Source organism: Nonomuraea ceibae (genome assembly GCF_019396325.1).
GTDB classification, from domain to species: Bacteria; Actinomycetota; Actinomycetes; order Streptosporangiales; family Streptosporangiaceae; genus Nonomuraea; species Nonomuraea ceibae.
Map to the genome: position 1 here is coordinate 1 of NZ_JAHKRO010000146.1, position 20,917 is coordinate 20,917.

General features: G+C 68.8%; 18 protein-coding genes and 1 pseudogene. 7 read left to right on the top strand and 12 right to left on the bottom strand.

From position 1 onward, the window contains the following. Positions 1–92: 92 nt before the first annotated feature. The 7 genes from KME80_RS44560 to KME80_RS44590 all read right to left on the bottom strand — a co-directional run bounded on the left by KME80_RS44560 (position 93) and on the right by KME80_RS44590 (position 8,681). Positions 93–2,339, bottom strand: coding sequence for a phosphoketolase family protein (locus KME80_RS44560; protein WP_219517771.1), 2,247 nt, complete (start codon positions 2,337–2,339; stop codon positions 93–95). A gap of 81 nt (positions 2,340–2,420) precedes the next feature. After that, a complete protein-coding gene (locus tag KME80_RS44565) occupies positions 2,421–4,118 on the bottom strand; it encodes a sensor histidine kinase (RefSeq protein ID WP_219517773.1) in 1,698 nt (565 codons plus the stop codon). A 145-nt stretch (positions 4,119–4,263) separates the two neighbouring features. Further along, positions 4,264–5,181, bottom strand: a complete 918-nt coding sequence (locus tag KME80_RS44570; RefSeq protein WP_246646779.1) for a sigma-70 family RNA polymerase sigma factor — start codon at positions 5,179–5,181, stop codon at positions 4,264–4,266. Positions 5,182–5,367: 186 nt separating this feature from the next. Continuing rightward, on the bottom strand, positions 5,368–5,895 hold the full coding sequence (locus KME80_RS44575; RefSeq protein ID WP_219517776.1) for a hypothetical protein: 528 nt from the start codon (positions 5,893–5,895) through the stop codon (positions 5,368–5,370). A 109-nt stretch (positions 5,896–6,004) separates the two neighbouring features. After that, a complete protein-coding gene (locus KME80_RS44580) occupies positions 6,005–6,982 on the bottom strand; it encodes an Acg family FMN-binding oxidoreductase (RefSeq protein ID WP_219517778.1) in 978 nt (325 codons plus the stop codon). Positions 6,983–7,088: 106 nt separating this feature from the next. Continuing rightward, positions 7,089–7,745, bottom strand: coding sequence for a CBS domain-containing protein (locus KME80_RS44585; RefSeq protein ID WP_219517780.1), 657 nt, complete (start codon positions 7,743–7,745; stop codon positions 7,089–7,091). 93 nt (positions 7,746–7,838) lie between these two features. Further along, positions 7,839–8,681, bottom strand: a complete 843-nt coding sequence (locus tag KME80_RS44590; RefSeq protein WP_219517781.1) for a universal stress protein — start codon at positions 8,679–8,681, stop codon at positions 7,839–7,841. A gap of 129 nt (positions 8,682–8,810) precedes the next feature. Between KME80_RS44590 and KME80_RS44595 the strand changes: the two genes are divergently transcribed. Together KME80_RS44595 and KME80_RS44600 are read left to right on the top strand one after the other, a co-directional pair. Continuing rightward, positions 8,811–9,560: an HAD family hydrolase gene (locus KME80_RS44595; RefSeq protein WP_219517782.1), complete on the top strand. Its 750-nt coding sequence runs from the start codon at positions 8,811–8,813 to the stop codon at positions 9,558–9,560. Beyond that, positions 9,557–12,454 (top strand): pyridoxamine 5'-phosphate oxidase family protein, encoded by a 2,898-nt coding sequence (locus tag KME80_RS44600; protein WP_308126189.1) that lies wholly within the window; start codon positions 9,557–9,559, stop codon positions 12,452–12,454. Before KME80_RS44595 ends, KME80_RS44600 begins: the two co-directional genes overlap by 4 nt. 162 nt (positions 12,455–12,616) lie before the next feature. On the opposite strand, the gene KME80_RS44610 is transcribed toward KME80_RS44600, so the two are convergent. Then, positions 12,617–13,117 (bottom strand): DUF6544 family protein, encoded by a 501-nt coding sequence (locus KME80_RS44610; protein WP_219517783.1) that lies wholly within the window; start codon positions 13,115–13,117, stop codon positions 12,617–12,619. Continuing rightward, positions 13,114–13,959, bottom strand: coding sequence for a universal stress protein (locus KME80_RS44615; protein ID WP_219517784.1), 846 nt, complete (start codon positions 13,957–13,959; stop codon positions 13,114–13,116). Before KME80_RS44615 ends, KME80_RS44610 begins: the two co-directional genes overlap by 4 nt. Before the next feature lie 227 nt (positions 13,960–14,186). Between KME80_RS44615 and KME80_RS44620 the strand changes: the two genes are divergently transcribed. Next, on the top strand, positions 14,187–14,366 hold the full coding sequence (locus tag KME80_RS44620) for a hypothetical protein (protein ID WP_219517785.1): 180 nt from the start codon (positions 14,187–14,189) through the stop codon (positions 14,364–14,366). Between the two features lie 575 nt (positions 14,367–14,941). Then, positions 14,942–15,109 (top strand): annotated as a pseudogene (locus tag KME80_RS44625) (LuxR C-terminal-related transcriptional regulator); the annotation flags it as partial. Between the two features lie 242 nt (positions 15,110–15,351). Here the strand turns inward: KME80_RS44625 and KME80_RS44630 are convergent. Together KME80_RS44630 and KME80_RS44635 are read right to left on the bottom strand one after the other, a co-directional pair. Continuing rightward, entirely contained in the window at positions 15,352–16,041 is a 690-nt protein-coding gene (locus tag KME80_RS44630) for an ABC transporter ATP-binding protein (RefSeq protein ID WP_219517787.1), read from the bottom strand. Then, complete coding sequence (locus tag KME80_RS44635) at positions 16,038–17,105, bottom strand: ABC transporter permease (protein ID WP_219517788.1); 1,068 nt, start codon at positions 17,103–17,105, stop codon at positions 16,038–16,040. Before KME80_RS44635 ends, KME80_RS44630 begins: the two co-directional genes overlap by 4 nt. Before the next feature lie 146 nt (positions 17,106–17,251). On the opposite strand from KME80_RS44635, the gene KME80_RS44640 reads away from it, so the two are divergent. Together KME80_RS44640 and KME80_RS44645 are read left to right on the top strand one after the other, a co-directional pair. Continuing rightward, positions 17,252–18,454 carry a sensor histidine kinase gene (locus KME80_RS44640; protein ID WP_219517790.1) on the top strand — a complete coding sequence of 401 codons (1,203 nt, stop codon included), beginning with the start codon at positions 17,252–17,254 and terminating at the stop codon, positions 18,452–18,454. Further along, a complete protein-coding gene (locus KME80_RS44645; RefSeq protein WP_219517792.1) occupies positions 18,451–19,074 on the top strand; it encodes a response regulator transcription factor in 624 nt (207 codons plus the stop codon). The genes KME80_RS44640 and KME80_RS44645 overlap by 4 nt, the downstream gene beginning before the upstream one ends. Before the next feature lie 779 nt (positions 19,075–19,853). Here the strand turns inward: KME80_RS44645 and KME80_RS53460 are convergent. Next, complete coding sequence (locus tag KME80_RS53460) at positions 19,854–20,027, bottom strand: leucine zipper domain-containing protein (protein WP_372455439.1); 174 nt, start codon at positions 20,025–20,027, stop codon at positions 19,854–19,856. 414 nt (positions 20,028–20,441) lie between these two features. On the opposite strand from KME80_RS53460, the gene KME80_RS44655 reads away from it, so the two are divergent. Further along, positions 20,442–20,780, top strand: a complete 339-nt coding sequence (locus KME80_RS44655) for a hypothetical protein (protein ID WP_219517795.1) — start codon at positions 20,442–20,444, stop codon at positions 20,778–20,780. The last annotated feature ends 137 nt before the right edge of the window (positions 20,781–20,917 follow it).

Below are 20,917 nucleotides of genomic sequence, written 5' to 3' on the forward strand. Positions count from 1 at the left end.
CCGCAAACGCTGGATCACCCGCTGGAAGGCCGCCTTGAACGCCTTCGCCATCACCTTCGACGGCCGCCTGACCCCGACCACTCGATAACTAATCAAGATCGAGATACACCGTTATCTAGACACACCCTCCGCTGGCGCAGGTGTGCTTGAGTGGCGCCCAGCCCCGGGACGCGGTCGATGACGTCCATGACCAGGTGGAAGCGGTCGATGTCGTTGAGCATGGCCATGTCGAACGGCGTGGTGGTGGTGCCCTCCTCCTTGTAGCCACGCACGTGGATGTTGTGATGGCCGTGGCGGCGGTAGGTGAGGCGGTGGATGAGCCACGGGTAGCCGTGGAAGTTGAAGATGATCGGCTTGTCGGTGGTGAAGAGCGTGTCGAACTCGGCGTCCGGCATGCCGTGCGGGTGCTCCGACGGCGGTTGGAGCCGCATCAGGTCGACGACGTTGATGACGCGCACCTTCAGTTGCGGCAGGTGTTCGCGCAGGATGGCGGCGGCCGCCAGGGTCTCCAGGGTCGGTACGTCGCCGGCGCAGGCGAGCACCACGTCGGGCTCGGCGTCCGCGTCGCTGGAGGCCCACGGCAGGATGCCGAGACCGCGGGTGCAGTGGGCGATGGCCTCGTCCATGGTGAACAGGTCGAGCACCGGCTGCTTGCCGGCCACGATCACGTTCACGTAGTCCCGGGAGCGCAGGCAGTGGTCGCCCACCGACAGCAGGGTGTTGGCGTCCGGGGGCAGGTAGACCCGGACGACCTCGGCCTTCTTGTTGACCACCACGTCGAGGAAGCCCGGGTCCTGGTGGCTGAAGCCGTTGTGGTCCTGCCGCCACACGTGCGAGGACAGCAGATAGTTGAGCGACGCCACCGGCCGTCGCCACGCGATCTTCTTTGACGTCTGCAGCCACTTGGCGTGCTGGTTGAACATCGCGTCGATGATGTGGATGAACGCCTCGTAGCAGTTGAACAGCCCGTGCCGCCCGGTCAGGAGATAGCCCTCCAGCCAGCCCTGACACAGGTGCTCGCTGAGCACCTCCATGACCCGGCCGCCGGCGGCGAGGTTCTCGTCGGTCGGCTCGACTGTGGCGTTCCAGGCGCGGTCGGTGGTGTCGAAGACGGCCTGCAGCCGGTTGGAGGCGGTCTCGTCCGGGCCCATCAGCCGGAAGGTGTGCGAGTTGGCGGAGATCACGTCGCGCAGGAAGGCGCCCAGAGCCCGGGTCGGCTCGCTGGCGGTGGTCGCGGGCGCCTTGACCTCGACGGCATAGTCCCGGAAGTCCGGCAGGGTGAGCGGCCGCAGCAGCTCGCCGCCGTTGGCGTGCGGGTTGGCGCTCATCCGCAGCGATCCCTCGGGGACCGTCTGCAGGAGCGCGGGCACCGGCCGGCCGTCGGCGTCGAACAGTTCCTCCGGCCGGTAGGAGCGCATCCACTCCTCCAGCATCGCCAGGTGCTCCGGGTTGTCGCGGACGCCGGACAGCGGCACCTGGTGGGCGCGCCACGTGCCTTCCACGGGTTTGCCGTCGACCTCACGGGGCCCGGTCCAGCCCTTGGGCGTACGCAGGATGATCATCGGGAGGCGGTTCTCGCGGCCCTCCTTATAGGCGGCGATCTGGTCGAACACCTCGTCCAGCGTTCGCGCCATCTGCTCGTGATCCGGGCCGACGATGTGGGGACGGTATCCGTACCCCTCCATGAGCTTGATCAGCTCATGCTCCGGGATCCTGGCCAGCACGGTCGGATTGGCGATCTTGTAGCCGTTCAGGTGCAGGATCGGCAGCACCACGCCGTCGCGGTAGGGGTCGAGCAGCTTGTTGGAGTGCCAGCTGGCCGCCAGCGGTCCGGTTTCCGCCTCACCGTCGCCTACAACGCAGGCGACCACGAGGCGAGGGTTGTCGAAGGCCGCGCCGAACGCGTGGGCCAGCGAATAGCCGAGTTCGCCGCCCTCGTGGATGGAGCCGGGCGTCTCGGGCGCCACATGGCTGGGGATGCCTCCGGGGAAGGAGAACTGGCGAAACAGCCTCCGCATGCCGGCCGCGTCCTGCGAGACGTCCGGATACTTCTCCGTGTAGGAGCCCTCGAGCCACGCGTGCGCGACCGCCGCAGGTCCGCCGTGACCCGGGCCGGCGATGTAGATCATGTCCTGGGCGCGCTCGGCGATGATCCGGTTGAGGTGGGCGAAGCAGAAGTTGAGCCCGGGGGTGGTGCCCCAGTGGCCGAGCAGGCGCGGCTTGACGTGCTCGGGCCGCAGCGGCTCGGTGAGCAGCGGGTTGTCCAGCAGGTAGATCTGCCCTACGGACAAGTAGTTCGCCGCACGCCAGTACGCGTCGATTCGCTCCATCGCTGTCATGTGCTCGATACTGCCGAGGTGCCGCGACCGCAGCCAGGGTCCTTGGTCCCCGCCGGTCAGGGCAGAAGGTCGGCCGCCCGATCATAGAGAGACATGCCAGCGCAGCCTCGTTCCTCCACTGTCCATGCTGTCCATCTCCGCCGTACCGCCCAACTGGACGGCCCGTTCCTCGATGTTGCGCAGGCCGCTGCGCCGTCCGCTCTCACCGACTCCCACGCCGTTGTCGGTCACCGTAAGTGTGAGGTGGGCGTCCGCGACCTCGACAGTGACCTCCGCCCGAGTGGCATGTGAGTGGCGCACCACGTTCGACAGCGCCTCACGCAGCACGGCCAGCAGGTGTTCGGCGACTGGCTCGGGCACGACGGTGTCGATCTGCCCCTCCATGCGCAGGCCCGGCATGAAGCCGAGATGCCCGCCCGCGCCCTCGACCAGATCGACGATCTTGGCCCGCAGGCTGGGCGCGGAGTCCTCGCGCGTTCCCTGCAACGCGAAGATGGACGAGCGGATCTGCCGGATGGTCTCGTCCAGCTCGTCGATGGCGTGCTGCAGCCGCTTGCCCGCCTCCGGCCGCTCGACCAGCCGGACCGTGCTCATCAACGTCATGGCGGTCGCGAACAGCCGCTGGATGACCAGGTCGTGCAGGTCCTTGGCGATCCGGTCGCGGTCCTCCAGCAGGCCGAGCCGTTCGGCGTCGCGGCGGGCCTCGGCCAGTTCCAGCGCGATCGCCGCCTGTCCGGCGAACGACTGCAGCATCTGCCGGTCGGCGTCGCTGAACGGCAGCCGCCCACTCCGCTTGGCCAGCGCGAGCACCCCGCGTGTCGACGTGGCGGCTCCCAGCGGCACCATGAGCCCAGGCCCGTACCCCAGCCGGCGCAACGGCGACTCAGGGTAGGGGGCCTGCTGCAAGTTCTTCTCCGCGACCGGCTCGCCTCGGGTGAACGCCTCGCCCGCAAGCGTGGCCGAGATTTCGAACTCTGCGTCCAGCAGTTCGTCCGCGCCCTCGCCTTCGATGACATCCACCTTCAGCGAATCTTCCGACGGCCCGGGAAGCAGCACCTGGACCAGGTCCGCGTCGCACATCTCGCGGGCCCGCGCCGCCATCGTGGTGAGCACCTGCCGGGGGTCGGCCCCGGACAGCAGGCTCGTGGTCACCTCGGCCGACGCCTGCAGCCAGGTCTCGCGCCGCCGCGACTCCTCATAAAGCCGGGCATTCTCCACGGCAACACCTGCGGCGGTGGCCAGCGCGATGACGACCGCCTCGTCCTCCTCGTCGAACTCACCGCCGCCGCGCTTCTCCGTCAGATAGAGATTGCCGAACACCTCATCGCGCACCCGTACCGGGACGCCGAGGAAGGTGCCCATCGGCGGATGACCGGGCGGGAACCCGTACGACTCGGGGTGGTCGGAGATCTTGCCCATCCGCAGCGGCCGGGCATCCTTGATCAGCAGGCCGAGCAAGCCGAGCCCGTGCGGCCAGTGCTCGATCCTGGCGATCTCCTCCTCGCTCAGCCCGACCGGGATGAACTGCAGCAGCGTGCTCTCCTCACCCACAACGCCCAGTGCGCCGTAGCTGGCGTCCACCAGTTTGGTCGCAGTTTCCACGATCCGGCGCAGCACTGTCTCCAGGTCCAGATCGCTGCCCACGGACACCACGGCTTCGAGCAGCGCATGCACCCGATCCCGCGTGGAAAGCACGGCGTTCAGCCGAGTCTGCAGCTCGGCCAGCAGCTCATCCAGCCGCATCTGGGGCATCAGTGCACGATGCTCGCTATCCGACATGCTGATCAGTCTGCCACCCGGGAATCCCGGCGCCCACCCCCCGCCTTCCGGTGGTGGCGGAGCACCGGAACACCTCCTTCAGCGACGTCGCCGAGGTGACGGTGTCGTGGCATCAGCGCTGAACTGGTGGGCACTGATCACGGGATCACGATGCCCAAGCGAGCAGGCCCCGCCTGACTCCATGCTTCCGAATCCGCTCAAGCGATTCCTTCTCCAGCTGGCGCACCCAGAAGGGGGTCAGCCCGAGCATGTCGGCGATCTGCCGAGGCGTGTGCTCCGGGCGCCCGTCCAGGCCGAATCGCAACCGCAAGATCAGCGCCTGCCGGGGCGCCAGCCCGTCCACAAGTGACGTGAGCAGCACCTTCAGCGCCTCTCGCTCCACGAGATCGGCAGCCGAAGGGCTTCGGGTGTCCACCATCAGGTCTCCGAGCGTCGTCACGTGACGCCCCTCTCCTACCGCCAGGTCCAGGCTGGCGCATTCCTGAGGCACCTGCCGGAGGAAAGCCAGTCTGGCCGGCTCCTGCCCGGTCTCCTCGGCCAGTTCTCGCTCCGCCGGCATGCGGCCGAACCGGTGCGTGAGCGCGGCCTCGGCGAGGCTGACCTTCCTCAGCTGGGCCTGGACCCCCATCGGCAGACGCACCACGTGTGCGTGTTCGAGTCCTCGCTGGATGGCTTTGCGGATCCACCAGGTGGCCACAGTGGAGAACCTGTTGCCCCTGGCGTGATCGAACCGCTCGACGGCCTCGATCAGTCCCAGGTTGCCGTCCTGGATCACGTCTGCGAGCGACATGCCGCGGCGTGCGTAGCGCATGGCGACCGACACCACCAGCCGCAGGTTCGCCTCGATCATGTGCTTCCTGGCGGCCCGGCCGTCCGCGACGACGGCCTGTAGATCGGGGGTTGCGGAGCCTTGTTCGATGAGGCGGGCGGCGTATGTCCCCGCCTCGATCCGTCTGGCCAACTCGATTTCCTCGTCTGCACTGAGCAGAGCGGTGCCCCCGATTCGGGCCAGGTAGTCGCTCAGGTAGTCACGCCGACTGGATGCGGCTTGTGCGTCGGTCATCACGGTCACTCCCGGTCCTGATCGATAGGCGCGACTCTTACTGTGACGCCGACGGAGCATCAGCGGAGGGGACGAAGGTCCCGAACCGCGATGACGTTCGCCTGCAGTCCACAGGTGTCCGCAGCGTCGCCGGACGGCGCGACGCCCACCCCCGTGGCGTCGGGGGTGGGCGTCGGGTGGTGCACACTACCGGAGCCAGGCGTTGCGCCGCACGATCGGCAGCTTGCCCAGGCCGAGCGCGGTCCCGGCGTCGGCCAGCGCCAGGCCGGCCAGCACGATCGCGTAGACGAGGTGGTCGTCCAGGAACGGGTTGGTGTCCAGTGGCAGCGCCGCCGCCCACATGAGCACCATCAGGAGACCACCGGCGATCGCGGCGACCCGCAGGCCGACCCCCAGGACGAGCGCGGCACCGATCCCGAGCAGACCGGCCATGAACAGCCAGTCCACCCACGCCTGACCCGCCAGCCCGGCGAAGAACCCGCCCAACGCGTTCTCGCCGGCGCCCTTCAAGAACCCCGTCGTCGGGCTCCCACCCGCGATCCACGCCTTACCGGCCGGTGTGGCGAACCCCCACCCGAACGTCTTGTCCAGGAACGCCCACAGGAAGATCCAGCCGAGCGCGATCCGGGCGACCGCCCACACGACATCGACCGGACGCCGCGCCTCGGCAGCGATGTGACGGCGCACGACGGGTTGCTGAGTAGTGGCGGCCATGACGGCCCCCTTCCTGAAGTGATGGAGTGTTTCCTTCGCATCTCCATCACATCGGCTCCAGCCCACGTCGGGCAGTGCCGCAAGGCCCGGCCGGAAAGGACCTTGGGCCTCACTCCACGACATCTGGCACGGGGCGCCGTACGGAATCCTTGGCCTCGAAGCTGACCCCGAGCCGCATGATCATCTGTGGGTGCTCGCCAGCGCAGAGCTCATGGCGGAGGAACTCACGCAGCAGGTCCATCTCCAGGGCCTGCGTGTGAAAGGCCGCGCTGACGCCGTGCGCGCTGGCCAGCAGCAACACGTGCTGCAGCGCCTGGCCTGCGGCGATCCACTCCTGGCGGCCGTCACCGGTGGTGGTGAGCAGGGTCACGACGCCGGTCGATGTCGCGGCGCCTTGATCGGTCTGCGCGCCCCAGTCGTGGCGCCAGGCGTAGTCGCGCTGCGCGAAGTGCGGCTCGGTACGTGCCGCTTGGCGCGGGTAGCCCTCGGCGGGCACGCCGTCGGTTCGGCTGCTGCCGGGCGGGCGGGCCCAGCGGATGACTTCCAGGCTGAAGCGCCGGTCCTGGGACTGCACGCCCTGGGCCGCCCGGGTGAGCGCCGCGAGGACGGCCACCGCGTCCGGTGAACGGACGGGCGTCAGCGTGGCGCCCTCGCTCATCGCGGCTCTGACGAGCGAGTCGAGGAGCGAGTCGGGCACCGGCACGTCCGCGAAGCCGGCTCGATGCGTGCGGCGCCGCTCGATCTCGCCGCCGAGCATCCGGGTGGTGTCGTCGGCCTGCGCCTCGCGGCCCGGCCGGACTGTCGCGAGCAGCGACGGCCTGTCGGGGTCGGGCAGAACGCGGACGAGAGGCTGGTAGCCCTCCAGGCGCAGCACGGTGCGCATGGTGAACAGCGCGGCGCCGCAGCTGATCAGCAGTTCGCGGCCGGCTGCGTCGCTGACACGAAGCTTCCTGTCGGTGTCGGCCTTCAGACTCACTTCCTCTCCGGACAGAGCGAAGGTCCAGGGCTGGGTGTTGTGCACCGACGGCGCCCAGCGGGCCGCCTCAACGGCCGCCTCCAGCGCGTTCTTGGCGGTATGGACGGTCATGTGTACACCTCCACGGGTGTTGATTTCAGCACGTCACGACCGAAGGCATCGCCGGTTCCTCTCCCCTCCAGCGCTGGACTCGCACCTCCGCGTCGCTTGCCGGCTCTCAGAACAGCGGCGGAACGGTGAGCAGGTCTTCCTTGTCCCATGCCACCTCGCTGACCACGTCGACGACCCCCTCGACAGCACGAACCGCTTCCACGAGGGCGATGGCCTGGGACTTCCACTCGACCCTGCCGCTGATCCTCACGACACCGGCGTCGAGTTCGATGGAGAACGCTTCCGGGCGCGGGAGCACGGCCCTGATCTCCGTCTCCAGTTCCGCGACCGGACGGGTGAAGACCCTCAGCACGTCGTGTTGGTGCAGAGTGCCGGTTACGCGGCCCGTCACCGGGTCGATCACCGGCAGTTGCTTGATGCGCTTGGCGTGCATGAGGCGTGCCGCGTCACGCACCGGCGTACCTGGCGTGACCGTGATCGCCGGTGAGGTCATCAGCTCGGCTGCTGTCACCGCCGCGGCCTTACGGTGCTCCTGCCGTTGCCGCCTCGACTCGTAGATCGACACAGGGTGACGTACCGGGTCGGTCTCCTTGAGCAGCAGGTCGTCCTCCGACACCACGCCCACCGGGCGCCGGTCGGCGTCGATGACGGTCACGGCGCCGACCGCGTACCGCCTCATCGCGGCGACGATCTCGGCGAACGACGCCCCCTCCGACACGGCGATGGCCACGCGTCCCATGACGTCCTTGACTTCGATCGACATGATGTTCCTCCTCGCTTTCCCACCTTTCACGTTCCTGCGTCGCGAGCGGGATCGGCAGCGGCGAACGGCCCGCGTGAGCAGGGCCAAAGTCCCTCATCCCCGGACGACGGCCACCGGGCAGCGTGAGTGGTGCAGGACGCCACGACTCACCGAGCCGAGCAGCATCGCTCCTACGGCTCCGCGGCCGTGCGAGCCCACCACCAGCAGGTCGGCCTGCTCGGATGCCGAGACGAGCGCGTCCACGGGATGCGCCGACGGGGCCTCGCACACGACCGCCACCTCGGGGTGGTCCCCGGTGATGGCCGCCACGCGGTTCTCGACGACGCGATGCTGTGCAGTGCGGATCTCGTCCAGGTCGTAGGACACCTCCGGTGCGAAGGCGTGCACCGGCAACTGCCAGGAGTGCACCACCCGAAGAGCGGCTCCGCGCAGCCTGGCCTGTTCGAAGGCGTAGGCCAACGCGGGCTCGCACCCGGGCGAGTCGTCCATACCGACGACGATCTCTCCTCTCGCAGGCCGTTGCCCGGCGCGGATCACCACAACGGGACAGTGAGCGTGTCCGGCCACGTGCGTGCTGACCGAACCCATCAGGGCGCCGGCGAACCCGCCGAGCCCTCGACTGCCCAGCACGATCTCGACGGCCTCCTTGTCCAGCTCGCGCAGGACCGCGGCGGGCGTGCCCTCGATGTTCTGCGTGGTCACCTCGACGGTCGGCTGGCGTTCCCGCGCCAGCGCGGCCGCCTCGTGAAGGATCCGCCGGCCCTCGCGCAGCAGCGCGTCGGAGAGCCCGGCCTCAGGGAATCGGGCAATCTGATACGGCCCGCGGTTCACGGCGTGCACGATCCGCAGCGGCAATCGCATGCGAAACGCGTCATTGACGGCCCATTCGACGGCGGCGCGCGCGGTCACCGAGCCGTCGACACCAACAACGATCATGATGCTTCCTCCTCTGTCCTCCTCTCCATCGCAACCTGCCCACCTGTCGCCATTGCAGGGCCGGAGGTCGCCGGTGCAAGGGGCGAAGGGCCCTGTCTGACACCAGGACACGTGGGTAGCGTGACCGCCATGGCCTTCCTCGACCTGACGACGCTGCGTGGCGTCGTGTTCGACACCGACGGCGTGGTGACCGACACCGCTCGGGTGCATGCCGCTGCCTGGAAGCAGGTGTTCGACCGGTTCCTGCGCGGCCGGTCCGCGCCGTTCGACATCCGCGCCGACTACCTGCGCCACGTCGATGGGCGCTCTCGCCTGGACGGGGTGCGCACGTTCCTGGCTTCTCGCGGCATCACGCTGCCGGAGGGCGGGCCGGGCGACGATCCCGGAGCGCCGACCGTGCATGGGCTCGGGCAGGCCAAGGACGCGCTGTTCGTCCGGCGGGTGGCCGAGCACGGGGTCGCCGCGTTCGGCTCGACCGTCACCCTGCTGCACGAGTTGCGCCGGCGCGGCTGCCGCACCGCGGTGGTGTCGGCCAGCAGGCACTGCCGGGCGGTCGTCACCTCCGCGGGCCTCATCCACCTGTTCGACGTGCTGGTCGACGGCAACGACGCGGCCCGGCTCGGGCTGCCGGGCAAGCCCGACCCGGCGTTGTTCCTGGAAGCCGCAGGCCGCATGGAACTGACCGCCGCAGAAGCCGCGGTGGTGGAGGACGCCCTGCCCGGCGTCGAAGCCGGCCGCAGGGGCCGCTTCGCCATGGTCGTCGGAGTGGATCGCTCCGGGTCCCAGGAGGTCGCGATGCGCGCGGCCGGAGCGGACGCCGTCGTGGCCGACCTGGCCGAGCTGACAGTCACCGGCCGCGTTCCCCTGGAGCGTCGATGAACGCGTGGCTGCTCACCTACGATGGCTACGACCCGGCCTCCGAAGGACTGCGTGAAGCACTCTGCACGCTGGGCAACGGCCGCTTCGCCACCCGTGGCGCCACCCCGGACGGCGATGAGCGCACGCCCGGCACCTACGCTGCCGGCTGCTACGACCGCCTGGCCTCGACGGTCGCCGGGCGGACGGTCACCAACGAGGACATGGTCAACCTGCCGGACTGGCTGCCGCTGACGTTCGCCACCCCCGGCGCCGGCTGGTTCCGTCCCGAGCGGGCCGAGCTGCTCGACTACCGCCAAGAACTCGATCTACGGCGCGGAATCCTGCTGCGCCGGCTGCGCTGCCGTGACGAGCACGGCCGCATCACTCGCGTACGGCAGCGCCGCCTGGTCTCCATGGCCGACCCCTGGCTGGCCGCGCTGGAGACCACCTTCACCGCCGAGAACTGGTCCGGCCCGCTGCGCGTGCGCGCCACGCTCGACGGCCGCGTGACCAACTGCGGCGTCGCCCGATACCGCGACCTGCGGGGCGACCACCTGGCCGGGCACGCCGCCGGCGAGGACGACGGCCTGGCCTGGCTGTCCGCTGTCACCCGTTCCTCCCGTATCACCGTCGCCCTGGTGGCGCGGATGGACGCGCCCGCCCCGGGCGAGGTCATCGGCGAGTCCGATCACATCGCCAGCCATCATGTGATTGACCTGGCCGAAGGCGAGCCCCGCACGGTGACCAAGATCGTGTCACTGGTGACGTCTCGCGACGTGGCCGTCCACGACCCTCTGTCGGCAGCCCTGCGGCGGACACGGCAGGCCCCCGGCTTCGACGAGCTGCTGTCCCGGCACACGGCGGCCTGGGAACGGCTGTGGGAGCACGCGGAGCTGGACGTGGACGGGCCCGAGCTGTCGCAGATCGTTCACCTGCACGTCTTCCACCTTCTGCAGACCTTGTCGCCGCACACCGCCGACCTGGACGTCGGCGTCCCCGCCCGCGGCCTGCACGGAGAGGCATATCGGGGCCACGTGTTCTGGGACGAGCTGTTCGTGCTCCCCTGGCTGAACCTGCGCCTCCCCGACATCTCCCTGGCCCTGCTGCGCTACAGGTGGCGGCGGCTCCCGGAGGCAAGGGCCGCGGCTCGTGCCGCCGGCTTCGACGGCGCGATGTTCCCGTGGCAGAGCGGCAGCGACGGGCGTGAGGAGACCCAGACCTGGCACCTCAACCCCGCCTCCGGACGCTGGCTGCCCGACGTCTCCCACCTGCAACGGCACGTCGGCCTGGCGATCGCCTACAACGTCTGGCAGTACTACCTCGCCACCGGCTCGATGCCGTCGTGGTGCACCGAGCTGATCGTGGAGATCGCCCGGTTCTTCGCCTCCCTGGCCGTACGCGTCGGTGACCGCTACGAGGTTCGTGGGGTGATGGGGCCGGACGAGTATCACACCGCCTATCCGGGCGCCGCCTCCGTCGGGCTGGACAACAACGCCTACACCAACATCATGACCGTGTGGCTGCTGCGACGGGCGCTCGAACTCGGCGAAGCCGGCCCCGAGGAAGCCGAACGCTGGGAGGACATCACCCGCCACATGCGCGTCGACTTCCACGACGGCGTGATCAGCCAGTTCACCGGCTACGCCGACCTGGCCGAGCTCGACTGGGCCCGCTACCGCGGCGTGCGGCGGCTGGACCGGGCACTGGAGGCTGACGGTGACGACGTCAACCGCTACCGGGCTTCCAAGCAGGCCGACACGCTCATGCTGTTCTACCTGCTCACCGCGGACGAGCTGCTGGACATCCTGCACCAGCTCGGCTACCCGGCCGAACCCGGCCTCATCCCGCGCACGATCGCCTACTACCTCGGACGCACCAGCCACGGCTCCACCCTCAGCGCCGTCGTGCACGCCTGGGTGCTGGCCCGCTCCGACCGGGCACGCTCCTGGCAGTTCTTCACCGAAGCCCTGTTCAGTGACGTCCAAGACGTGCAGGGCGGCACCACCGCGGAAGGCATCCACCTCGGCGCCATGGCCGGCACGCTCGACCTGCTCCAGCGCTGCTATCTCGGCCTGGAGCCCCGCCGCGAGGGCCTGCGCCTCAACCCGTTGCTGCCCGAGCGGCTCGGCACACTGTCACTGACGATCGCATTCCGGGGCAGGCGGCTCGCCATCGACACCGACCACGACCGCACCCGCATCGACGGCGTCACCCTGCCCCGCGGCGCCGCCCGCACCATCATCATGGAGGAGATACGCATGCCTGGAGCCGGCGACTTCGGACACCGCCTCACCTATCACCGCGAGCGCCTGGGCCTCACCCTTGAGCAACTCGCTGACCGCGCGGACCTGTCCGCCGGCTACCTCCAGTACCTGGAGAGCCACCCGGACGTCCCGGAAAGGGGCACGATGACCCGCCTGGCCGGCGCCTTGGAGACCACGGTCGAGGACCTGCTGGGTGGCGGCCACGACCGGGCGCCAGGCGGCGGCCGTACCATGGCCAACCCGGAGCTGAAGGTGTTGGAGCCCGAGGAATGTCTGCGCCTGATCGCGTCCGGCGGCATCGGCCGGGTGGCGTTCAACGGCTCCCACGGGCCCACGGTCCTGCCCGTCAACTACAAGATGCACGACGGCGCCGTCATCTTCCGTACGGCCTACGGCGGTCCGATGGACCAGGATCTGCGCACAGGGCTGACGGGCGTGGAAATCAAGATCGCCTTCGAGATCGACAGGATCGACGAGGCCCGGCGGCAGGGCTGGAGCGTCCTCGTCCAAGGCCCGGCACACCACGTGCCCGAGGACGAGGCTGACAAGATCGCCGCAGCTGACGTCACCCCGTGGGCGGGCGGCGACCGCCAGCTCTACATCCGGATCATCCCGCATCGGGTCACCGGTCGCCGTATTCACGGCTTGTGACGCCGGGTAGGGAGGGCCCGCACTCCACCCCGAAGGGATGCAGGCCGTATCCGTCCTTGCCCGGATTGCCTCACCGCTCCACCGTGACCCTGGCGAAAACGCCGAGAGGATCGACGTTCAGCGTCACGTCATAGTCCTCGTCCCCGGCAGGCAGGCTGGCGATCACCCGCGGTCGTCGACAGCCGTCCACCGGACGCGCAGATCGAGCGCCGCGGCAGGCGCCAGGACGAACTCGTACGCCAACCGCCCAGCCGCGCTCCCGGTGATGTCCGGCCCCGAACCGGACATCACCGGGACGGTTTCGAGCACCTGCCTCCGCATCTCCCCCGCTCCCCCGCGGTTGCGGCCGAAGCCCCGTACTGGCACCGGTCCCAGCCAAGTTCTGGCCTCCCAGACGAAATCCCCGCATCGGGGACAGCACCTGCACCGCGTCGAACCGCCGCCGCGGCCGAGCCTGATCTGTCCACGCGTCACCAGGACCACCGAGCGCAGCAACGGCGTACCCGGCTCGATGGCGTGCAGCACCCAGCGCCGCGCCGGCCAGGGCAGCCGGTCCGCCTGCCCTGGCTCGAACGCGGGAGCGTCTGCCGTCTCGGCCTGCAGCTCCTGCCAATCTTCGTTGGCTTGGCCGGTAACCTGAGGTGGCGCGACGATCACCGTCATGACCGCGTCCCCGATGGTGGAATCACAACGACCGGGCAGTGGGCTCGAAGCAGAAGGCCGTGGCTCACCGAGCCGAGGACGACGGAAGCCAACGCGCCGAGTCCCCGAGACCCGACCACGACCAGATCTGCCTGGCGCGAGGCTCGAGCGAGAATCACCGGCGGAGCGCCCGCCACCACCGTCTCAGTCAGCTCGACGTCCGGGTATTTCTGACGCCACGGCGCCAGCCGCTCCGCGACCTCCTGCGCGGTGGGGCCCGCCGGTGTGGACCTGTGGCCCCCGGGGTGGGGCGCCTGCACGGCGTAGATCACCCGCAGGCGCGCGCCCCGGATCTGTGCCTGCGCCAGGGCGTACGCGAGGGCGGCTTCGGCACCGGCCGACCCGTCGAATCCCGCGACGACCTCGTCGAACGCCACTGGGGCCACCTCCCGCACGATGACGACCGGGCCCGAGACGCGACCGGCCAGTGCCAGCCCGACCGAGCCGAGCGCCCGCCCGGCGAGCCTGCCCAGGCCGCGGCTGCCCAGAACCACGGTGTCAGCGTCGCGTGAGGCGTCCCTCAGCCTCTCTGCCACCGCACCCGTGACCACCGACGTGGCCACCGCCAGACCTGGCTGCCGGACCTGAACCCGTTCCGCCGCCACCCGTACCAGAGCTTCGCACCACTCGGTCAGCGTCTGTTGATCGCTGGCCGCGTTCAGCGGGTGCTCAACCGCCCACGGCTCGCGTACGTGCACGATCCGCACGCCCAGCCCGCGCCGAGCGGCGTCATCTGCCGCCCAATCGAGGGCGGCGTACGACGATTTCCACCCGTCGACTCCTACGACGATCATATTGCTCATGGCCCTGTCCTCTCTGTGCGCGATCGGACGGCATGGTTTCGATGCCGCCTACAGCACACGTCCGGCCGACTTCCGGCCCCAGAGGAGAAGGTCCCTTCGCTCGAGGGCGAACGGATGGATCAAGGGCCGCGAGTGCCTTTGGTCCCCGCGTCCGAGGACGTTCGCCGCTTCTCGTCGCCTCGTGCAGCATCCACCCTGTGATTGGCCCAACGGAAAGGTGGAGTGTCATGATCGGCGGACGGATGCTCATGGAATCACCGCAAGTCGACGCTGAACTGCTGGCGCTGAAGAAGCGGCTCGACCACCTGGAGGAGCAGGTGCGTACGCTGACGGCCGCGAACCTCGCTCTCGCCAGCAGCCTGGAGAAGCTCTACCGCGCCTCGGCCAGCTCCCCCCTGACCGGCTGAGGAGATCCGAGCCGGGTCGCGGGCACCACGACCACCGGGCACGGCGGCCAACGCAGGCACGACAGCAGCACCGCGCCCAGCCTGCCGTCCCCAGGTGCGCGGAGAGCTCGAACTCGGTCACCTGCCCCGGCCCCATCTATGAGCCAGCGCGTCCAGCGGCCGACCGCGGCGGCGCTTTTCCGAGGATGGCGATACGCATGACGTTCCTCCAAGTTCGTCCGAAAGGTCGTTTGAGCCCCGTGGATTGCCTGACGCCGCTCCATCCCTCCTGGAGGAAGATCGGCGGGAGGCGACCCCTCAAATGGTGGGATTGGCGGACGTCGGAAACGGGCAAGCTGACTCGGGTCCTCCCGCCCGTTGCAGCGCTCGAGGCGCGGGCGGCCTCCCGAGGACACGATCGCGGCAGTGCCACGTCCGCATCCGAACCCTCGGCCGGCGCTGGCTGACCTGCCGCGCCTCAGGCCTGGGCGGCCCCGGCCGACGGCCAGTCCCGACAACGCTCGTCATCGAGCCCCCGCCGCCGACCTGGCGGTCATCGTCGCACAGGCGTACGGGCTGACACCCGGGAGTTCCAGGTCGCTCATCTGGTGACGCGGGGCCTGTCCACCGCCGAGATCGCTACGGACCTGCTCATCTCTCCCAACACCGTTCGCGGCCACCTCAAGGCCGCATTCGGCAAGGCGGAGACCTTCAGCCGTGGTGAACTCGTCGCACGCCTGTTCGCCAAGCCCCACGAGCCGTGAACACCCCGCTCGGCGGGTTTGGACCCTTGCTGCCCCGCCGAATGCGGCGGGGCGCAGAAGGGGCGTGAGGCCGATCTTGTTGGTACGGGGAGGGCGCAAATGGTGGTTCCGCTGCGCACAGAGCCGCCCCAGGCGCCCACAATGATGCCGAGAGCCGAGCGTGGGGGCATTGCCCTTGGCAACGTCCGTGTTCCTCGAAAAAGCTCTGTTGCGTAAGCGGTCGAAGCTGTCCTGGAGTGCGGTCAAGCAACCGGTGCCGCAACTCCCTCAGTGAGCCTGCCATCGGTCATGGTCAGAACGCTGTCCGCCATGGCCAGGGTAGCCAGGTCGTGCGTGACCATCACCGTGGCCAGGTTGTTGTTCCTGGTGAGGTCGGCCAGCAAGGACACGACTTGGTTGCCCCGGTGGTGATCGAGTGCGCTGGTGGGCTCGTCGACCAGCAGGATTTCGGGTGCGTTCATCAGTGCGCGGGCAATGTTGACCCGCTGGCGTTCGCCTCCGGACAGTTGGTGCGGGCGCTTGTGCTCCTTGCCGGCGAGATCTACGGCGTGCAGCAATTCCCTTGCCCGCTTGGTCGCGCCACGGGGGGATTGCCCCGCCAGGTGAGCCATCGTCAAGAGCTGGTCGAGCGCGCTGAGCGATGGCAGCAGGTTCGGCTGCTGGAACACGATGCCGATGTGGTCGCGACGGACCTTGGTGCGCTTGCCCTGGCCGGTCCGAGAGACGTCCTGTCCGACGATGCTGACGGTGCCCGAATCGGGCGTGATGAGGGTGGCAGCGACGGCGAGCAGGCTCGACTTGCCCGAGCCCGATGGGCCGACGACGATGGTGAACTCTGCCGGTTCAACGGACAAACTGACCCGGTCGAGCGCGGTCAGGACGCGCCCACCGTCGGGGTAGGTGAGGACGACGTCGGTGAGCTTGAGTGTCATCGGGAGGCTCCGAGCGCGATCAGAGGGTCGACAGAGGTGATCTTGCGGATGGCCAGCGCGGCACCGGCGGCGCCGAGCAGGATCATCACCGCAGCCGGCACCACAGTCGTGGTCACCGAGAGCACGAACGGGACGGTGCCTTCGGCGAGCGCGCCGAGCGCCGCGCCGACCGCCCCACCGGCACCGGCACCGAGCAGCAGCACGATGACGGCCTGGGCAAGCGCGTCAGCCAGCAGGTAGCCCGCGCTCGCGCCCAGCGCCTTGAGCACAGCGACGTCGCCACGCCGCTGAATCGTCCAGACGGTGAAGAACGCGCCGATGACCAGGGCGGAGATCGCGAACAGGAAACCGCGCATGAGCTGCAGCGAACCGTTCTCGGATGAGAAGGAGCCAATTGCGGCAGGAGCGTCGGGCAACGGGACGGTCGTGGTACCGAGCTTGGTGTCGGCCACCGACAGTTCTGTGGCCTCGCTGGTGCGCAGAGTCAAGACGGTGGCCACCGTGTCAGCGCCGGCCTGCCGGCCCATCCACTCCCAATCGTCAATGCCGATCCAGGCAACCGGGGTGTGACTGTAGGAGGCATCGCCCCCGATTCCAGCGACGATGAAGTCCTTGCCGGAGATTCGTACAGTGTTTCCGGCTTTCAGCCCGCTGTCTGTTGCCAGCGCGGCGGATAGGACGACCTTCCCAGTGCTGACCGGTCGCCCCTGCGCGAGTTCGCCTCCCGGCTGGACGCCAAAGAGGGCCGCTTGCGTGCTCTGATCGTTACCAAAGGTAAGCCTCGACATGGAGACGCCCAGTCTTTCTGCGGTGACTCCGCTTACCTTCTGCCAGTTCTTCCAGGTTCGATCGGTGATGCGGCTGTCGGCGAAGGCAGGCTTGTCGCCGCTGGCGAAAACGATGTGGTCGGCGGGCAGGTTCTCCACCGCCGAGATATTCTCCTGCGCCAGGCCGGCGGTCAGACCGGACAACATCGTTACCAGCAGAGTGATGAGGAAGACGACGGCGCCCATCAGTGCGAACCGTCCCTTGGCGAAGCGTAGATCTCTGAGCGCCACAAACACGGCGCGTCCCCCGTTGCAAGCGAAGCCAACATGACTGCTTCAGCTTCCGCCCTCTCGACGTCTGCGTACATCGTGCACTCGGTCGGGCCGCAATCGTTCTTTTGCATGATGTGGCGGGGAGCGCTGTTGCATACGCTGAGCGAGACATGGCTGACTACCCGTTCCCACCCGCTCTCCGGCTGCTTCGGTGGGCCATCCACGGCACCTTCGCGACCCTCCTGATGATCGCGGTTGCTGGAGTCGCCCGGCAGGGACAGTCCCTGCCTGCGCTGGGTGGAGCATTGCTCGGAGCCCTGTACGCGACAGGCCTGGTGATCGAGGGGCGATTGCCGCACTTCGGCGGGCCGGTTCACCTGCGGTTAGGGCGACTGTGGCTGGTGCTGATCACGGCCGGGTGGGCGGCTCTCGCATTGACCGCCCAGCAGTTCGTCTGGCTGGCCTTCCCGCTCTTTTTCGCCTACCTCCACCTGCTGTCCCTGGCCGTCGCGTTGCCCGGAGTAGCGGTGCTGACCGTGGCGGCGATCCTGGCTGCGGCCTGGCACGAGGACCGGTTGACCGCCGCACAGGTCATCGGGCCCACGATCGGTGCCGTCGTGGCGACCCTCATGGCGATGGTCTACAAGGCGCTTCACGCCGAGAGCGAGGAGCGCCGCCTGCTGATCGACGACTTGATCCGTACCCGTGGCAAGCTCGTCGAAGCGGAAAGCGACGCCGCCAGGCTGGCCGAGCGCGAACGCCTCGCCCGGGAGATTCACGACACCCTGGCGCAGGGCATGTCCAGCATCATCCTGCTGTTGCGCGCCGCCCGCCGCGACCTCGCCGAACAACCAGCGGAAGCGGAGCGCCGCATTGTCGAGGCGACCGACGCGGCGAAGGAGAATCTGGAGGAGGCAAGGAACTTCGTGCGAGCTCTGGCCCCGCCGGCGCTGCAGCAATCATCGCTGATTGCGGCATTGCGCAGGATCGGCGACTCGGCCCTGGCCGGGACCTCCATCCAGGCGCGTTTCGCAATCTCTGGCATCCCGTTCCCGCTGCCCGCCGACTACGACGCGACGCTGCTTCGTGTCGCGCAGGGCGCCCTGGGCAACGTTGGCCGGCATTCCGGCGCCGCACATGCCGGCGTGACCCTCACCTATATGGGCGACGCCGTCATGCTGGACGTCTACGACGACGGCCGCGGATTCGACCCGCGTAGACCCCTCGGACAGGCGCCGGGAACTGGATACGGCCTGCGGGCTATGCGCGAACGAGTAGCTACTCTCGGGGGCGCGCTCGCAGTGGAATCGTCTCCTGGAGAAGGAACGGCCATCGTGGCCACGCTGCCACTACCGCGAGGGGAGGCGGTGTGATCCGGCTCATCCTGGTCGACGATCACCCTGTGGTCCGTTCCGGCCTTCGCGCCATGCTGGCCGGGCAGCCCGACTTCGAACTGGTCGGCGAGGCCGCCACTGCCGAGGAGGGTGTGAACCTGGCAAAGACGCTCGGACCGGACGTCGTGCTGATGGATCTTCAGCTGGGTCCGAGTATGCACGGCAGCGAGGCGACCCGGCGGATTGTCGAGCTGAACGGTCCCCGGGTCCTGGTCCTGACGACCTTCGACACCGACGCGGACATCGTGGCTGCCGTGGAAGCGGGCGCGATCGGCTACTTGCTCAAGGACGCGCCCTCGGACGATTTGCACGCCGCCATCCGCTCGGCCGCCGCGGGAGCCAGCGCCCTGGCTCCCAGCGTGGCTTCACGTCTGCTGGGTCGCGTCCGCGCTCCCGATACCGTGCTCAGCCCCCGTGAGCTGGAGGTCCTGAGCCATGTGGCTGCCGGCTTGTCCAACCGGCAGATCAGCAAGGCGATGTTCCTCAGCGAGACCACGGTCAAGACCCACCTGGCGCACATCTACGCCAAGCTCGGCGTGGATTCCCGCACCTCAGCCGTGGCTGTGGCCTCGAAGAAGGGTCTCATCCGTCCGCCGTGACCCGCTGGCAACGCGACGTTTCTGGCTTGCGAGCCAGCGGCAGAGCTGGGCCTGAAGGCTCCCCCGGCCGAGTCGGTGTCTGCTTCACGTCCACCGCGACAGCCGCGACCCTCAACGCTTGGCCGTGCTGGGCTTGGCGTGTGCCTGGTGACGGGATCAGCACCGGCCGACAGGCGCGTCAGATACGGTGCCGCACCTGAACCGCGACTCGCCTCTGGACGCTAGCCCCGCGTTCGGCGCCTCACGACCTCGCTACGGCCTCCACTGACGAAGCTGACCTCTGCCCGCGGCAGGTTTCGATCTTGGGCGCAGTATTGGCTGGCGTGCTCAGAAACTACAAACTGATCTAAGAAGGGGTGTGCCCGCAATTCGATGGCATACGGGCGAGTAGGCCGGATCGCCGCTACGGTGAGCGTGGTGCGGAGGTGAGACCCGCCTGCCCGCCCAGCGCGGTGCAGGCCGCCGCCCGCGCCGCAGTCAGCGGGCCAGAGGGATGATCCTGCGGAACCTGCCGTCGGCCGACTGCCCGGCGGCTTGTCTGCGCGTTCCAGTCCGACGCGCTCGGCCAGCAGGGCCGAGTTTGTGATGCCCAGGTCGATCATGTCGCCAGGTACGGCGCGCTCATAGCGACGGGCGCGGATCGCGGCGCCGGTGAGGGAGCCGCAGTCGGCCAGAATGGGCACGCCGTGGCGGCGTAGGACGCGGGTGATGGTCCAGGCCGACACTCCCATGGCCGGGGCGATGCAGGCGGGCCGAGTCCCGCAGGTGGGCGCGGGCGGTCAGCACCTTGGTGGCGTCGGGGGTGCGGTGCCGGCAGGAGCGGGGCCGCTGCGCCGTTCGCGCAGGCCGTTCCAGCCCTCTGCGCGGAACCGGCGCATCCACCGATGCCCGCACCGGCGGCAGGCCCCGAGCTCAGCCCACACGCGCGACCGGGCGACCGCCGTACACGACACGGCGAATCAGCAGGTATCCGCCATGAAACGTCAGCCAGGCGTCAGCGTGACCCATCAAGATCTCCGAGTGGTGGTGAAGTAGGCAACTCCACTACGCCCGGAGACTTCCAGTTGATCAATGGCCCGAGACCGCGTGTCACCAAGATCTTGGCCACGTACACCTAAGGGGGGCCAGTGTAGAAACCGCCTCCTTGAAGTACGTGGCGTCGCTGGTGAAGGTCGCAGCAGACCTACCCTGCCCAGGTCGAGCCGCGCGAGTTCCGGTGCCTGCACCTGTCCAAGGGTGGACGCAAAGTGGATCGCTTCGGCCGACTCCGTCCGAGGCCCTGTTGGACACGACTCCCGCCCGGCTTGGCTGGTGCCACACAGCGGTGATCGTAGACACCCACCGCAAGTGCGATAAGGAGAAGTCCCATGCACGCTCAGCTCAAGGCTGCCCTGCTGACCGCAGTCACCGTCCTGGCCCTTGGCCCGGCAGCCGTCACGCTTCCCGCCGCCGCCAGTGTCGGCACGCCGACCGCTGCACAGCCGACCAGCATGCGACCCACCGCACTCACGGACGACACGTGCGGCCATTACACCAAGGGCTCAACGGAGTACTACCGCAACTGCAAGGACATCAGCGAGAGGATCTGGGTCACCTACAGGAGGTCTTCCGACAACCAGCATTTCTGCGTCCCGGCGAACAAGCAGGTCGAACTCGGCTACTACCTGAATGTCTACGGCGTCTATCACGACAGCTGGGGCTGCTGAGGCTCAGGTCGGGTGTGTCTAGATAACGGTGTATCTCGATCTTGATTAGTTATCGAGTGGTCGGGGTCAGGCGGCCGTCGAAGGTGATGGCGAAGGCGTTCAAGGCGGCCTTCCAGCGGGTGATCCAGCGTTTGCGG

What these genes read in the sequence shown, in the direction of transcription:
- KME80_RS44560 (WP_219517771.1), bottom strand. Translation starts at nt 2,339, where the DNA reads ATGACAGCGATGGAGCGAATCGACGCGTACTGGCGTGCGGCGAACTAC.
- KME80_RS44565 (WP_219517773.1), bottom strand. Translation starts at nt 4,118, where the DNA reads ATGTCGGATAGCGAGCATCGTGCACTGATGCCCCAGATGCGGCTGGAT.
- KME80_RS44570 (WP_246646779.1), bottom strand. Translation starts at nt 5,181, where the DNA reads ATGACCGACGCACAAGCCGCATCCAGTCGGCGTGACTACCTGAGCGAC.
- KME80_RS44575 (WP_219517776.1), bottom strand. Translation starts at nt 5,895, where the DNA reads ATGGCCGCCACTACTCAGCAACCCGTCGTGCGCCGTCACATCGCTGCC.
- KME80_RS44580 (WP_219517778.1), bottom strand. Translation starts at nt 6,982, where the DNA reads ATGACCGTCCATACCGCCAAGAACGCGCTGGAGGCGGCCGTTGAGGCG.
- KME80_RS44585 (WP_219517780.1), bottom strand. Translation starts at nt 7,745, where the DNA reads ATGTCGATCGAAGTCAAGGACGTCATGGGACGCGTGGCCATCGCCGTG.
- KME80_RS44590 (WP_219517781.1), bottom strand. Translation starts at nt 8,681, where the DNA reads ATGATCGTTGTTGGTGTCGACGGCTCGGTGACCGCGCGCGCCGCCGTC.
- KME80_RS44595 (WP_219517782.1), top strand. Translation starts at nt 8,811, where the DNA reads ATGGCCTTCCTCGACCTGACGACGCTGCGTGGCGTCGTGTTCGACACC.
- KME80_RS44600 (WP_308126189.1), top strand. Translation starts at nt 9,557, where the DNA reads ATGAACGCGTGGCTGCTCACCTACGATGGCTACGACCCGGCCTCCGAA.
- KME80_RS44610 (WP_219517783.1), bottom strand. Translation starts at nt 13,117, where the DNA reads ATGACGGTGATCGTCGCGCCACCTCAGGTTACCGGCCAAGCCAACGAA.
- KME80_RS44615 (WP_219517784.1), bottom strand. Translation starts at nt 13,959, where the DNA reads ATGAGCAATATGATCGTCGTAGGAGTCGACGGGTGGAAATCGTCGTAC.
- KME80_RS44620 (WP_219517785.1), top strand. Translation starts at nt 14,187, where the DNA reads ATGATCGGCGGACGGATGCTCATGGAATCACCGCAAGTCGACGCTGAA.
- KME80_RS44630 (WP_219517787.1), bottom strand. Translation starts at nt 16,041, where the DNA reads ATGACACTCAAGCTCACCGACGTCGTCCTCACCTACCCCGACGGTGGG.
- KME80_RS44640 (WP_219517790.1), top strand. Translation starts at nt 17,252, where the DNA reads ATGGCTGACTACCCGTTCCCACCCGCTCTCCGGCTGCTTCGGTGGGCC.
- KME80_RS44655 (WP_219517795.1), top strand. Translation starts at nt 20,442, where the DNA reads ATGCACGCTCAGCTCAAGGCTGCCCTGCTGACCGCAGTCACCGTCCTG.